This is a genomic window from Pseudomonas campi (assembly GCF_013200955.2).
GTDB lineage: Bacteria > Pseudomonadota > Gammaproteobacteria > Pseudomonadales > Pseudomonadaceae > Aquipseudomonas > Aquipseudomonas campi.
The window spans coordinates 1,415,681-1,428,963 of the sequence record NZ_CP053697.2 but is presented as its reverse complement, the minus strand read 5'-3'; the positions used below and the strand labels follow the sequence as shown (position 1 = coordinate 1,428,963).

11 protein-coding genes and 2 riboswitches are annotated in these 13,283 nt (G+C 64.3%); of the genes, 10 read left to right on the top strand and 1 reads right to left on the bottom strand.

What is annotated here, in order from left to right; genetic code table 11:
* Nucleotides 1-67 precede the first annotated feature (67 nt).
* The 3 genes from HNE05_RS06530 (at nucleotide 68) to HNE05_RS06520 (ending at nucleotide 2,551) form a co-directional block, all read left to right on the top strand.
* Complete coding sequence (locus HNE05_RS06530; protein WP_173204564.1) at nucleotides 68-385, top strand: Mpo1-like protein; 318 nt, start codon at nucleotides 68-70, stop codon at nucleotides 383-385.
* Nucleotides 386-425: 40 nt separating this feature from the next.
* Nucleotides 426-1,013: an HD domain-containing protein gene (locus HNE05_RS06525; protein WP_173204560.1), complete on the top strand. Its 588-nt coding sequence runs from the start codon at nucleotides 426-428 to the stop codon at nucleotides 1,011-1,013.
* Nucleotides 1,014-1,174: 161 nt separating this feature from the next.
* Entirely contained in the window at nucleotides 1,175-2,551 is a 1,377-nt protein-coding gene (locus HNE05_RS06520) for an adenylate/guanylate cyclase domain-containing protein (protein ID WP_173204557.1), read from the top strand.
* Between the two features lie 84 nt (nucleotides 2,552-2,635).
* On the opposite strand, the gene HNE05_RS06515 is transcribed toward HNE05_RS06520, so the two are convergent.
* Nucleotides 2,636-3,142 carry a hypothetical protein gene (locus HNE05_RS06515; RefSeq protein WP_173204554.1) on the bottom strand — a complete coding sequence of 169 codons (507 nt, stop codon included), beginning with the start codon at nucleotides 3,140-3,142 and terminating at the stop codon, nucleotides 2,636-2,638.
* Nucleotides 3,143-3,457: 315 nt separating this feature from the next.
* Nucleotides 3,458-3,569: riboswitch (guanidine-I (ykkC/yxkD leader) on the top strand.
* Nucleotides 3,570-3,629: 60 nt separating this feature from the next.
* Between HNE05_RS06515 and HNE05_RS06510 the strand changes: the two genes are divergently transcribed.
* The 7 genes from HNE05_RS06510 (at nucleotide 3,630) to uca (ending at nucleotide 13,210) form a co-directional block, all read left to right on the top strand.
* Nucleotides 3,630-4,691: a putative urea ABC transporter substrate-binding protein gene (locus HNE05_RS06510; RefSeq protein ID WP_173204551.1), complete on the top strand. Its 1,062-nt coding sequence runs from the start codon at nucleotides 3,630-3,632 to the stop codon at nucleotides 4,689-4,691.
* 258 nt (nucleotides 4,692-4,949) lie between these two features.
* Nucleotides 4,950-5,061: riboswitch (guanidine-I (ykkC/yxkD leader) on the top strand.
* Between the two features lie 71 nt (nucleotides 5,062-5,132).
* The gene (locus HNE05_RS06505) at nucleotides 5,133-6,200 is read left to right on the top strand and encodes a putative urea ABC transporter substrate-binding protein (protein WP_173204548.1); all 1,068 of its coding nucleotides are present in this window, start codon (nucleotides 5,133-5,135) and stop codon (nucleotides 6,198-6,200) included.
* 72 nt (nucleotides 6,201-6,272) lie between these two features.
* Nucleotides 6,273-7,088, top strand: a complete 816-nt coding sequence (locus tag HNE05_RS06500) for an ABC transporter permease (protein WP_173204545.1) — start codon at nucleotides 6,273-6,275, stop codon at nucleotides 7,086-7,088.
* Nucleotides 7,085-7,879 (top strand): ABC transporter ATP-binding protein, encoded by a 795-nt coding sequence (locus tag HNE05_RS06495; protein WP_173204542.1) that lies wholly within the window; start codon nucleotides 7,085-7,087, stop codon nucleotides 7,877-7,879. Before HNE05_RS06500 ends, HNE05_RS06495 begins: the two co-directional genes overlap by 4 nt.
* A 9-nt stretch (nucleotides 7,880-7,888) precedes the next feature.
* Nucleotides 7,889-8,617 (top strand): urea amidolyase associated protein UAAP1, encoded by a 729-nt coding sequence (locus HNE05_RS06490; protein WP_173204539.1) that lies wholly within the window; start codon nucleotides 7,889-7,891, stop codon nucleotides 8,615-8,617.
* Between the two features lie 11 nt (nucleotides 8,618-8,628).
* On the top strand, nucleotides 8,629-9,264 hold the full coding sequence (locus HNE05_RS06485; RefSeq protein ID WP_173204536.1) for an urea amidolyase associated protein UAAP2: 636 nt from the start codon (nucleotides 8,629-8,631) through the stop codon (nucleotides 9,262-9,264).
* A gap of 322 nt (nucleotides 9,265-9,586) precedes the next feature.
* Complete coding sequence (gene uca, locus HNE05_RS06480; RefSeq protein ID WP_173204533.1) at nucleotides 9,587-13,210, top strand: urea carboxylase; 3,624 nt, start codon at nucleotides 9,587-9,589, stop codon at nucleotides 13,208-13,210.
* Nucleotides 13,211-13,283 lie beyond the last annotated feature (73 nt).

Here is a 13,283-nt window from a genome sequence, read left to right as displayed (position 1 = left end):
CTGTATGTCACTGGCCGCAGAAGACAGCCACCCTACACTGTCCGTCGACAATGACAGGAGGTACGCCATGAGCGCCGCACCCACCGAACGCTATCAGAGCTTTGCCGAGTTCTATCCCTATTACCTGCAGGAGCACAGCAACGATATCTGCCGGCGTCTGCACTATGTCGGCAGCCTGCTGGTCCTTGCCATCCTCGGTTACAGCCTGCTGACCCAGCAATGGCTCTGGCTGCTGGCCCTGCCGGTCGCGGGCTATGGCTTTGCCTGGGTTGGCCACTTCGTGTTCGAGAAGAACCGCCCCGCCACCTTCCAGTACCCGTTGTACAGCCTGATGGGCGACTGGGTGATGCTCAAGGATGCCTGCACCGGGCGCATCCGCTTCTGATCAAGCCATCATCGGCAACAACAAGAACGAGACCGACCTGATGAACAGCCGCGCCCGCTTCACCCACATGGAAGACGGCCAGGCCGAGGACTGGGCCATCATCGCCGAGGATTTCGCCCACTACGCCGCCCACCTGCCGGATCGCATTCTGAGCCACCTCAAGCTGCTGGATGGCGACTTCGGCGGTTTTCCGGTGGATCGTCTGACCCACTCGCTGCAGGCCGCCACCCTGGCCCACCGCGCCGGCGAGGATGAGGAGTACGTGGTCTGCGCCCTGCTCCACGACATCGGCGACACCCTCGGCAGCTACAACCACCCGGATATCGCCGCCGCCATCCTCAAGCCCTTCGTCAGCGCGGAAAACCTGTGGATGGTGGAGAAGCACGGGATCTTCCAGGGCTACTATTTCTTCCACCATTTGGGCCTGGATCGGCACCTGCGCGAGCAGTTCAAGGACCATCCGCAGTACCAGCGCACCATCGAGTTCTGCGCCCGTTACGACGCCGCCGCCTTTGATCCGCAAGGCGAAACCCTGCCGTTGGCGTTCTTCGAGCCCATGTTGCGCCGGGTCTTCGCCCAGCCACGGCAATCCATCTACAAAGCCGCCATGCGGCCTGCGGCCAGCTGAACCAGGCGAGCACCGAAAATCACCATTCGGCGGTCGTACTTGGCCGTCGAGCATACGCTTGGTTATGATCCCCCACCTGCCATACCACTGGCTCAGGTTTTGCAAACCCTCTGAACGCTCGACTAGAAGCGTCAGAAAAATATCGGGGATCGTTTCACTTCATGAAGTCACCTGCCCAGGTTCAGTCCGCCCCGTTGCTGCGCGAATACTACTCACGCGTGCTGGCCTACATCGCCTCCGCCGCCAGCATCGCCGCCGGCACCTACGCCCAGCACTTCGCCTACGACATCCTGTGGATGGTGCCCTACGCCCTGCTCTACCCGCATCTGGCTCATCACCTGGGCAACCGCTTCAAGCAGGACTACCCACAACAGACGCACCTCGGCTTGCTGTTCATCGACGCCGTCCATGCGGGTACGGCGGCCGTGCTGATGGGTTTCTCGGTGGTGCCGGGGCTGATGATCCTGCTGACTCTCAGTTTCAGTGCACTGATCTCCGGCGGTCTGCGCCACATGGGCCTGGTCCTGCTGATCGCCGCTGGCAGCATGGCCCTGTGCACAGCCCTGCTGCACCCGCAAATCAATGCGGCCACGCCGATCCTGGTGGCCATGGTCAGCATCCTGCTGACCACTCTGTATATCTGCATCACCGCCTTCTTCGTGCATGCCCAGGGCCAGCGCCTGACCCTGGTGCGCAGCGAGATCAAGAAGGAGCAGGAAAAAGCCGCCCGCCTGGCACGCAACCTGGCCAAGTACCTGTCGCCGCAGGTCTGGGAAATGATCTTCAGCGGCAAGAAGCACGTGCGCCTGGAAACCCAGCGCAAGAAACTCACCGTGTTCTTCTCCGACATCAAAGGCTTCACCGAGCTGTCCGAAGAGCTGGAAGCCGAGCAGCTCACCGACCTGCTCAACACCTACCTCAACGAAATGTCGAAAATCGCCCTGAAGTACGGCGGCACCATCGACAAGTTCGTCGGCGACAGCGTCCTAGTGTTCTTCGGCGACCCCAAGACCCTGGGCGCCAAGCAGGACGCCGTCAACGCCGTGTCCATGGCCATCGCCATGCGCAAGCACATGAAAGTGCTGCGCCAGCAGTGGCGTGCCCAGGGCATCACCAAGCCGCTGGAAATCCGCATGGGCCTCAACACCGGCTACTGCACGGTGGGCAACTTCGGCGCCGACACGCGCATGGACTACACCATCATCGGTCGCGAAGTGAACCTGGCCAGCCGCCTGGAAAGCTCGGCCGAAGCCGGCGAGATCCTGATCTCCCACGAGACCTACTCGCTGATCAAGGACGTGATCATGTGCCGCGACAAGGGCCAGATCACGGTCAAGGGCTTCAGCCGCCCGGTGCAAATCTACGAGGTGGTGGACTTCCGCCGCGACCTGGGCGCCAAGTCCAGCTATGTCGAACACGAACTACCCGGCTTCTCCATGTACCTGGATACCAACGGCATCCAGAACTACGACAAGGAAAAAGTCATCCAGGCGCTCAACCATGCCGCCGAAAAGCTGCGCGACAAGGTCATCCTCTAGCGAATAAACCAGCGCAAGGTGGCCAAAAGAAAGCCGGCCTGCCATTTGGCAGACCGGCTTTTTCATGCGCATCCATTGACCACGCTAATTGCGCTCTCGACGCTTTTCTTTCTCGTCATGACGCTGCTGATGGCGCGGTCGATCCTCACGCTGGATCTGGTAATGCTTGCCGGGCTGCGGAAGCGAGAGCACCTGATTACGTCCGTACTCGCGCTGCTGGTAGCGGTTGTCATCGTGGCGCGAGGGCCTGTAGCCATGGACATTCGGTACCGGCCGCGCATGCTCCTGGCCACGGTGTTCATCGCGGCGGTCATGGCGACGATCATGCCCCTGCCAGCCGTAGCGCCCGTCGTAACCCGGCGCATAGTGATGGTGGCGGCGCTCCTGATAGCGATCGTGGTGCCAGTTGTAACGGCGGTCATCCTCATAGCGGTAAACCCGGTACGTGGGGTACGCCGGATACACCTCATAACGCTGCACGTGATAGCTACTGCCGCCGGAATAACCACCGTAGTAGCGTCCATCATCCGAAACGGCACAACCACTCAAGGTCAGGCCCAATACTGCACATAGGATTGATCGACTGGACATGGCGGCCTCCTTCGACCGCTGGGACGGCGACGACGAATGTCGGCACCTGGGATTGCTCCCACTGTGTTTGACCACGCCCCCAGCACTGAAGTGCAGTGACCTCCGGCTCGATAAGTTGTATCCACGCATGTCCAGCCCTGGCGCACTGAAATGATCCACAAACCGCTCTATTACGGTGCCTACCGCCACAACTCGATGCGTCATAACGAGACCCCGCTCACATCCGCAAGGCTATTTCACAGGTTGGCACGCCATTCGCTAAGCAGCCGCTGCACAGGATTGCCGCGGCACATGGAGTCGCCTCAATACCGCAACACAATGGTTGACTAGGGTTCCGGCTCGCCCCTCTGCACAGAGCGGCAAGTGACTGGTCCGAGAGTCGGCGACCTCGATCGGGGTTACACGGCGGGACAAAAGCCCGGGAGAACGCGCAGCACATGATTGCCGCCGTCCCGTGCGCCTTTCGTTAATCCGCCTGAGGTCTTCCATGTCACTACGCGTCCTGCTCCCCAGTCTGCTCGCCCTGCTCCTCCTGCAACCACTCGGCGCCAGCGCGGAAACCCCCAAGTTCAAGGTCTGCTGGTCGATCTACGCCGGCTGGATGCTCTGGGGGCAGATGGCCGAACAGGGCATCATCGACAAGTGGGCAAAACAGTACGGCATCCAGATCGAGGTCGAGCAGGTGCCGGACTACGTCGCCTCCATCGAGCAATACACCAAAGGCGACTACGCCGCCTGCGCCATGACCAATATGGACGCATTGACCATTCCGGCTGCGGCCGGGGTCGACTCCACCGCTCTGATCGTCGGTGACTTCTCCGCCGGCGCCGACGGCATCCTGGTGCGTGGCGGCAATCGCGACATCAAGGACCTCAAGGGCAAGACCATCCTGCTGGTGGAAAACTCGGTATCCCACTACCTGCTCGGCCGCGCGCTGGAATGGGCGCACCTGCAGGAAAGCGATGTGATCATCGAGAACGTCTCGGACAAGGACCTGGCCCAGGTCTGGCGTAGCGGTAAAGGGGATGCAGTGGTGACCTGGAACCCGATCCTCTCCGACCTGCGCCAGGACGGCGACACCACCCAGGTGTTCAGCTCGCACCATATCCCCGGCGAAATCCTCGACCTGCTGGTGATCAACAGCGCCACCCTGACCGAGCACCCGGAACTGGGCAAGGCGCTGACCGGCGCCTGGTACGAAGGCATGCGCCTGATGGGCATGCCGACCGCCGAAGGCAAGGCCGCCCGCACGCAGATGGCAAACGCCGCCGACACCACCCTGGAAGACTTCGACCTGCAACTGAAGACCATCCGCTCCTTCTACTCACCCCGCTCGGCGCACGCCTTCGCCAGCAGCGAGAAGATGCCTCTAATGATGGAGCGGGTTGCCCAGTTCGCCGACGCCCATCACCTGCTCGGCAACCAGGGTAATGGCCTGGATTTGCTCGGAATCAGCTTCAGTGGCAACCGCGTACTGGGCAACCCGGCGCAGATCAAGCTGCGCTTCGACCCCAGCTATATGCAGCAAGCGGCCGAAGCCAAGCTTTGACAGGCTGTTGTGGCAGCGGATTTATCCACGAATGGCGCAACTACGGTTGCGCCATGGCATGGGACTGCACACACGCTCACGCACAACCCTGGCACCAACAACGAACACTGCGCACCAGGATGGCGCAACAAGCGATCCCATCCGCTGCCACGCTCTCCACGCAAAGCGCCAAGCCAAGGGCTTTGCGCCAGCTGGCACGATGTTCGCTTTAGCTAAAACATGCAGAAGCACCCCGCAAGGGGCGCGGCACGACAATTTGCAATGGCTGACTAGGGTTCCGGCTCGCCGCTCTTAACAGAACGGCAAGTGACTGGTCCGAGAGTTGGCGACCTCGTTCGGGGTTACACGGCGGGATAAAAGCCCGGGAGAACGCGCCACCTGGCTAGCCAGGCACGTGCCGCGCTGCTCCTGCCCGTATTCCCTAGAACTGGAGGTCTACCCATGCGCAAGTCTCTGCTGTCCTCGCTGATCGCTACCGGCCTGTCCGCCGCCCTGAGCTTCCCCGCCCTCGCCGCCCCGAAGACCGACTTCAGCGTCTGCTGGACCATCTATGCCGGCTGGATGCCGTGGGAATACGGCCAGGCCGAAGGCATCGTCGACAAGTGGGCGAAGAAGTACGACATCAACATCGATGTGGTGCAGCTCAACGACTACGTCGAGTCGATCAACCAGTACACCGCCGGCCAGTTCGACGGCTGCACCATGACCAACATGGATGCCCTGACCATTCCCGCCGCCGGTGGCGTCGACTCCACCGCGCTGATCATCGGCGACTTCTCCAACGGCAACGACGGCATCGTGCTCAAGGGCGAGAAGAAGACCCTGGGCGATCTCAAGGGCCAGGACGTCAACCTGGTCGAACTCTCCGTCTCCCACTACCTGCTGGCGCGCGGCCTGGAAAAGGCCAACCTGAGCGAGAAAGACCTCAAGGTGGTCAACACCTCGGACGCCGACCTGGTCGCCGCCTTCGCCACCGATGACGTCACCGCAGTCGCCACCTGGAACCCGCTGCTGGCCGAAATCGAAGCCGCACCGAGCGTGACCAAGGTCTTTGACTCCAGCCAGATCCCTGGCGAAATCATCGACCTGATGGTGGTCAACAGCGACACCCTGAAGGACAACCCCGCCCTGGGCAAAGCGCTGACCGGCGCCTGGTACGAAATCATGGCGACCATGAGTGCCGACAGCGACGCAGGCAAGGCCGCCCGCGAGCACATGGCCAAAGCCTCCGGCACCGACCTGGCCGGTTACGAAGCGCAACTGGCGGCGACCAAGATGTTCTACAGCGCCAAGGATGCCGTGGCCTTCGCCAACAGCCCGAAACTGCCGGCGACCATGACCAAGGTGGCCGAGTTCTCCTTCAGCCACGGCCTGCTCGGTGAAGGCGCCAAGAGTGCCGACGCCATCGGCATGGGCTTCGCCAAGGACGTGATCACCGGCGACAAGTCCAACCTCAAGCTGCGCTTCGATCCTTCGTTCATGCAGATGGCGGCCGACGGCACGTTGTAAGGCTTTCCCTCCCCTCTCCCATTCATGGGAGAGGGGCCGGGGGAGAGGGAATCTGCTCTCAGAGATGCATCCATGCGCCTGATCAACCGACACCCGGACCGCGGCGGCCGCCTGCTGCTGATCCTGTTGCCCTTCGCCCTGCTGCTGTTCGCCTACTTCACGGGCTCGGCGGCGCGGCTGACGGACAACCCCAACGACAAGCTGCTGCCCAGCGCCAGCCAGATGGCCGACGCTATTGACCGCCTGGCCTTTACCGAGGACAAGCGCAGCGGCAAGTACCTGTTCTGGCAGGACAACGCCGCCAGCCTGGCCCGCCTCGGCATGGGCATCGGCATCGCCGCCCTGGTCGGCCTGTGCTTAGGGATAGCCGCTGGCATTCTGCCGCTGTTTCGCGCGCCGCTGTCGCCACTGCTGACCGTGCTGTCGATGGTGCCGCCACTGGCAATCCTGCCGATCCTGTTTATCGTTTTCGGCCTCGGTGAATTATCCAAGGTAATGCTGATCGTCATCGGCATTACCCCCGTACTGGCCCGCGACCTAGAACAGCGTGCCCGTGAAATCCCCCAGGAAATCCTGATCAAGGCGCAGACCCTCGGCGCCAGCACCTGGACGCTGATCCTGCGCGTGGTGCTGCCGCAGTTGCTGCCACGCCTGCTGATCGCCCTGCGCCTGGTACTCGGCTCGGCCTGGCTGTTCCTCATCGCCGCCGAAGCCATCGCCGCCACCGACGGCCTCGGCTACCGCATCTTCCTCGTGCGCCGCTATATGGCGATGGACGTGATCCTGCCGTACGTGGTGTGGATCACCCTGCTCGCCTGGTTGATGGACCTGGGCCTGCGGCAGACCACCAGACTTGTTTTTCCCTGGTATGAAGGAGCGAAAGCATGAGCGCCTTTATCGAGGTGAAGAACGTCTGGCAGGAATACGCCGACCAAGTTGTTCTGGAGCGCCTGAACCTGTCGATCAACGAGGGCGAGTTCTGCACCCTGGTCGGCGCTTCCGGCTGTGGCAAGTCGACCTTCCTGCGCCTGCTGCTAGGCCAGGAGCGTGCCAGCCGCGGTGAGATTCTGCTGGCGGGCCAACCGCTGGCCGGCGAACCGGATAGCAGCCGCGGCGTGGTGTTCCAGCGCTACTCGGTGTTCCCGCACCTCTCCGTGCTGGACAACGTCGCCATCGGCCTGGAGCTGCCCCGCTCGCCGCTGCTCGGCCGGCTGTTCGGCGCCGCCAAACGCGACGCCCGCGCCCAGGCCGAGGTAATTCTCCGGAAAGTCGGCCTCGGCCAAGCCCTGGACAAATACCCCAGCCAGCTCTCCGGCGGCATGCAGCAACGCCTGGCCATCGCCCAGGCGCTGATCATGAAGCCGCGCGTGCTGCTGCTCGACGAGCCGTTCGGCGCCCTCGACCCGGGCATCCGCAAGGACATGCACGCCCTGCTGCTGGAGCTGTGGAACGAGACCAAGCTGACCGTATTTATGGTCACCCATGACCTCTCCGAAGGCTTCAGCCTCGGCACCCGCCTGCTGGTGTTCGACAAGACCCGTATCGACCCGCACGCGCCGAATGCCTTCGGCGCACGCATCACCTACGACATCCCCCTGAACAGCGACCGCCGCGCCACCCGCGCCGCCGTCGAGGCGCTGCCGGCGCACATCACCGGCACCCCGCAACCGGCCCTGTAAGGAGCAACCATGACCGCATCCCTGACCCTGCGCCCCAGCCTGTACGAAGAACTCGTACCTGGCGGCGGCCACACCTCCTTCGTCCTCAAGCGCGGCCAGCTGCTGCGCATCACCGATATCGAAGGCGACGCCAACGTCAGCCTGCTGCTGCTCAGCGCCGCCGAGAAAAGCGAGCGCCTCAACCTGCCGGACACCCTCAAGTGCCAGCACACCGCCAAGCTCACCGCCGGCCACTGCCTGTACTCGGACATGGGCCGCGTACTGGCCGCCATCACCGCCGACACCTGCGGCTGGCATGACAGCTTTGGCGGCGTGCTGAACGCCGCGGAGGTGACGGAGAAGTACGGCGCCGGTCGTTACCAGGAACTGCGCAATGGCTTCTTCCGCAACGGCGTGGACAACCTGCTGGTGGAAATGGGCAAGTGGAACCTGAACCTGCAGGACCTGCTGATGGCGCTCAACCTGTTCAGCAAGGTCAGCGTCGATGGCGACGGCCGCTTCCACTTCGAGCCCGGCAATTCCAAGGCCGGCGACTACATCGAGCTGTACGCGCCGATGGACTGCCTGGTGGTGCTCACCGCCCTGCAGCACCCGCTGGACCCCAACCCGCAGTACGCGCCCAAGCCGGTGCAGCTGAGCTGGAGCAAGGTCGAGAGCGACGGCATCAGCGTGCTCTGCCGCACCTCGCGCCCGGAAAACGGCCGCGGCTTCCACAACACCGAACGTCTGTATATCTAAGGGCTGCCAGCATGACTCTTACCCATAGCGACAAGCACCCCGAAGCCGCCGTCTACCGCCACGAGATCCCCGCCGGCGAGCCGTTCCTTTGCGAAGTCAAAGCCGGGCAGACCGTGCGCCTGCTCGACCTGGAAGGCAACCAGGCGGTCGACACGCTGTTCTTCAGCGCCAAGAACCCGCGCGAGCGCTACGATCCGCAACGCACCCTGCGCAAACAGAACAGCGTGTACCTGACGACCGGCACCGTCCTCTACTCCAACCTGGGCAACCCGCTGCTGACCATCAGCGCCGACACTTGCGGGCGCCACGACACCCTCGGCGGCGCCTGCGCGCAGGAGAGCAACACGGTCAGATACGCGCTGGACAAGCGCTACATGCACAGCTGCCGCGACAACTTCCTGCGCGCCAGCCTGCACGACGGCCGCCTGGAAAAACGCGACATCGGCGCCAACATCAACTTCTTCATGAACGTGCCGGTGACGCCAGAGGGCGGCCTGACCTTCGCGGACGGCATCTCCGCACCGGGCAAGTACGTGGAATTGAAGGCGCACATGGACGTCATCGTGCTGATCTCCAACTGCCCGCAACTGAACAACCCCTGCAACGGCTGGAACCCGACCCCGGCCGAGGTGCTGGTGTGGGACTGAAGCGGTTCTGCTCCCGTAGCCCGGATGCAATCCGGGAGTCCAGTGCCGCCAATCCCCGGATTGCATCCGGGCTACGCCGCTGGCTGTTCTGGCTGTGCCAAAGCCGCGCGGGGCAGTGCCTGGGTTCCCTCCCCTCTCCCCTCTCCCGTTCACGGGAGAGGGGCCGGGGGAGAGGGGAATGGCCGAGCGCCGAGTTGAACCCTCTCCCCAGCCCGTAGCCCGGATGCAATCCGGGAAGCCGGCAAAAGAATTTCAGCCACGGACGACCGTGGTGCAGACGACCAAGACGGGACGGCCCGCCAACCCTTCCGAGGGCAAGCAGATGTTCGACAAACTCCTGATCGCCAACCGCGGCGCCATTGCCTGCCGCATCCTGCGCACCCTGCGTCAACTCGACGTCAAAGGCGTGGCCGTGTACTCCGAGGCCGACGCCGCCAGCCTGCATATCCAGCAGGCCGATGAAGCTTTCAGCCTCGGCGAAGGCCCGGCCGCCGGCACCTACCTGGTGGTGGACAAGATCCTCGCCGTCGCCAAACAGACCGGCGCCAAGGCCATCCATCCCGGCTACGGCTTCCTCTCCGAGAACGCCGCCTTCGCCGAAGCCTGCGAGGCCGCCGGTATCGCCTTTGTCGGTCCGACACCCGAGCAACTGCGCGTCTTCGGCCTCAAGCACACCGCCCGCGCGCTGGCCAAACAGCACGGCGTGCCGATGCTCGAAGGCACCGAGCTGCTGGAAAACCTCGACGCCGCGCTGGTCGCCGGCGAGCAGGTCGGCTACCCGGTGATGCTGAAAAGCACCGCCGGCGGTGGCGGCATCGGCATGCGCGTATGCAACAGCGCAGCCGAGCTGAGCGATGCCTTCGAGGCGGTCAAACGCCTGGGGCAGAACAACTTCAGCGACAGCGGCGTGTTTATCGAGAAGTACATCCAACGTGCCCGTCACCTGGAAGTGCAAGTGTTCGGCGACGGCCAGGGCGAAGTCCTCGCCCTCGGCGTGCGCGACTGCTCGGTGCAGCGGCGCAACCAGAAAGTGCTGGAAGAAACCCCGGCACCCAATCTGCCGGCCGGCATGGCCGATGAGCTGTGCGCGGCGGCGATCAAGCTGGCCAAGGCGGTCAGCTACCGCAGCGCCGGCACCGTGGAATTCGTCTACGACAGCGCGGCCGAGCGCTTCTACTTCCTCGAAGTGAACACCCGCCTGCAGGTCGAGCACGGCGTCACCGAACAGGTGTGGGGCGTTGACCTGGTGCGCTGGATGATCGAACTGGCGGCCGGCGACCTGGCGCCGCTGAGCGAACTGGCCAAAGGCCTGAAACCCAGCGGCCACGCCATCCAGGCGCGCCTGTACGCCGAAGATCCGGGCCGCGACTTCCAGCCGAGCCCCGGCCTGCTCACCGCCGTGGACTTCCCCAAGGCCGATGGCAAGAGCCTGCGCATCGACACCTGGGTGGAAGCCGGCTGCGAGATTCCGCCCTACTTCGACCCAATGATCGCAAAGGTGATCACCTGGCAGCCGACCCGCGAGGAAGCCAGCGCCGCGCTGAGCCAAGCCCTGGCCGACTCGGTGCTGTACGGCGTGGAATCCAACCGCGACTACCTGCGGCAGATCCTGGTCGACGCACCCTTCGCCAGCGGCTCGCCCTGGACGCGCTGCCTGGAAGGTTTGCTCTACCAGGCACACACTTTCGAGGTGCTCAGCGCCGGCACCCAGACCACCGTGCAGGATTTCCCCGGCCGCCTCGGCTACTGGGCCGTCGGCGTGCCGCCGTCGGGGCCGATGGACGACCGCGCGCTGCGCCTGGGCAACCGCCTGCTGGGCAACGAGGAAGGCGCCGCCGGCCTGGAAATCACCATGAGCGGCCCGCTGCTGCGCTTCAACACCGATGCAGTGGTGGCGGTGACCGGTGCGGCGATTCCAGTCACCCTGAACGGCGTGGTTCAGCCGATAAACACCGCGTTGCTGATCAAGGCCGGTAGCACCCTGAGCCTCGGCACCATCGCCGGCAGCGGTGCGCGCTCTTATCTCACCCTGCGCGGCGGCCTGCAGGTACCGGATTATCTGGGCTCGAAAAGCACCTTTACCCTCGGCCAGTTCGGCGGCCACGGCGGCCGCGCCCTGCGTGCCGGCGATGTGCTGCATATCCCTGCTCTGACCAATCTGGAAGCCGGCGCGCAACTGCCCGCCGCACTGTGCACCGCCCTGCCAGCCGTGCGTGAAATCCGCGTGATCTACGGCCCGCACGGCGCGCCGGAATACTTCACCCCGGCCTATATCGACACCTTCCTCGCCACCGACTGGGAAGTGCACTTCAACTCCAGCCGCACCGGCGTGCGCCTGATCGGCCCGAAACCCGAGTGGGTGCGCGACAGCGGCGGCGAAGCCGGCCTGCACCCATCGAATATCCACGACAACCCCTACGCCATCGGCGCGGTGGACTTCACCGGCGATATGCCGGTGATCCTCGGCCCGGACGGCCCGAGCCTGGGCGGCTTCGTTTGCCCGGTGACCATTATCGAAGCGGACCTGTGGCAGCTGGGGCAACTCAAGGCCGGGGACAAGGTGCGTTTTCTGCCGGTGGATATCGCCACGGCGCGGGAGCTGGCCAAGGCGCGTAACGCAGAAAGCCACGACCTCGTAGCCCGGATGCAATCCGGGAGCGATGCGGCAACCGTTTCCCGGATTGCATCCGGGCTACAGAGCCCGATCGTGCTCGACATCGGCGCAGCCGACAAACGCCTGGTCGCCCGCCTCTCCGGCGACACCCACCTGCTGCTGGAAATCGGCGCGCCGGAGCTGGACCTGGTGCTGCGCTTCCGCGGCCACGCGCTGATGCAGGCGCTGGAAGCCAAACAGCTCAACGGCGTGATCGACCTGACCCCGGGTATCCGCTCGCTGCAGGTGCACTACCAACCGGAAACCCTGCCGCTACAGCAACTGCTCGACACCGTCGCCGGCGAGTGGGATGCGGTGTGCAACGCCCAGGACCTCAAGGTGCCGTCGCGCATCGTCCACCTGCCGCTGTCCTGGGATGACCCGGCCTGCCAGCTGGCCATCGACAAGTACATGACCACGGTGCGCAAGGACGCGCCCTGGTGCCCGAGCAACCTGGAGTTCATCCGCCGCATCAACGACCTGCCCAACCTCGACGAGGTGTACCGCACGGTGTTCGACGCCAGCTATCTGGTGATGGGCCTGGGCGACGTCTACCTCGGCGCGCCGGTGGCCACGCCGCTGGACCCGCGCCACCGCCTGGTCACCACCAAGTACAACCCGGCGCGCACCTGGACCGCCGAGAACTCGGTGGGCATCGGCGGCGCCTATATGTGCGTGTATGGCATGGAAGGCCCCGGCGGCTACCAGTTCGTCGGCCGCACCCTGCAGATGTGGAACCGTTACCGCGAAGTCGCCGCCTTCCACGGCAAGCCCTGGCTGCTGCGTTTCTTCGACCAGATCCGCTTCTACCCGGTAGGCGCCGAGGAGCTGCTGCAGATCCGCCGCGACTTCCCGCTCGGCCGCTATGAACTGCGCATCGAAGACAGCGAACTGGCCCTGGCCGACTACCAGGACTTCCTCACCGAGGAAGCCGAGGGCATCGACGCCTTCCGCAGCCAGCAACGCGCCGCCTTCGACGCCGAACGCCAGCGCTGGATCGCCTCCGGCCAGGCCCACTACGAGAGCGAGGAAGTGGCCCCCGAACTGGGTGACGACGCCCCGCTCGGCGCCGGCCAGCACAGCATCGACAGCCACATTGCCGGCAACCTCTGGCAGGTGCAGGTCGAGGCAGGCAGCGCGGTGAAAGCCGGCGATGTGCTGGTGATCCTCGAGTCGATGAAGATGGAAATCCCCCTGCTCGCCCCGCGTGACGGCGTGGTGCGCGAAGTACGCGTACAGCCTGGATCGCCGGTGCGCGCCGGGCAGCGGGTGGTGGTACTCGAGGAAGTCTGAGCTTCTACCCCCCTCTCCCGCTTGCGGGAGAGGAGCCGGGGGAGAGGGTCATTGGCAACGCAAGAGCCCCCTC

What these genes read in the sequence shown, in the direction of transcription:
- HNE05_RS06530 (WP_173204564.1), top strand. Translation starts at nt 68, where the DNA reads ATGAGCGCCGCACCCACCGAACGCTATCAGAGCTTTGCCGAGTTCTAT.
- HNE05_RS06525 (WP_173204560.1), top strand. Translation starts at nt 426, where the DNA reads ATGAACAGCCGCGCCCGCTTCACCCACATGGAAGACGGCCAGGCCGAG.
- HNE05_RS06520 (WP_173204557.1), top strand. Translation starts at nt 1,175, where the DNA reads ATGAAGTCACCTGCCCAGGTTCAGTCCGCCCCGTTGCTGCGCGAATAC.
- HNE05_RS06515 (WP_173204554.1), bottom strand. Translation starts at nt 3,142, where the DNA reads ATGTCCAGTCGATCAATCCTATGTGCAGTATTGGGCCTGACCTTGAGT.
- HNE05_RS06510 (WP_173204551.1), top strand. Translation starts at nt 3,630, where the DNA reads ATGTCACTACGCGTCCTGCTCCCCAGTCTGCTCGCCCTGCTCCTCCTG.
- HNE05_RS06505 (WP_173204548.1), top strand. Translation starts at nt 5,133, where the DNA reads ATGCGCAAGTCTCTGCTGTCCTCGCTGATCGCTACCGGCCTGTCCGCC.
- HNE05_RS06500 (WP_173204545.1), top strand. Translation starts at nt 6,273, where the DNA reads ATGCGCCTGATCAACCGACACCCGGACCGCGGCGGCCGCCTGCTGCTG.
- HNE05_RS06495 (WP_173204542.1), top strand. Translation starts at nt 7,085, where the DNA reads ATGAGCGCCTTTATCGAGGTGAAGAACGTCTGGCAGGAATACGCCGAC.
- HNE05_RS06490 (WP_173204539.1), top strand. Translation starts at nt 7,889, where the DNA reads ATGACCGCATCCCTGACCCTGCGCCCCAGCCTGTACGAAGAACTCGTA.
- HNE05_RS06485 (WP_173204536.1), top strand. Translation starts at nt 8,629, where the DNA reads ATGACTCTTACCCATAGCGACAAGCACCCCGAAGCCGCCGTCTACCGC.
- uca (WP_173204533.1), top strand. Translation starts at nt 9,587, where the DNA reads ATGTTCGACAAACTCCTGATCGCCAACCGCGGCGCCATTGCCTGCCGC.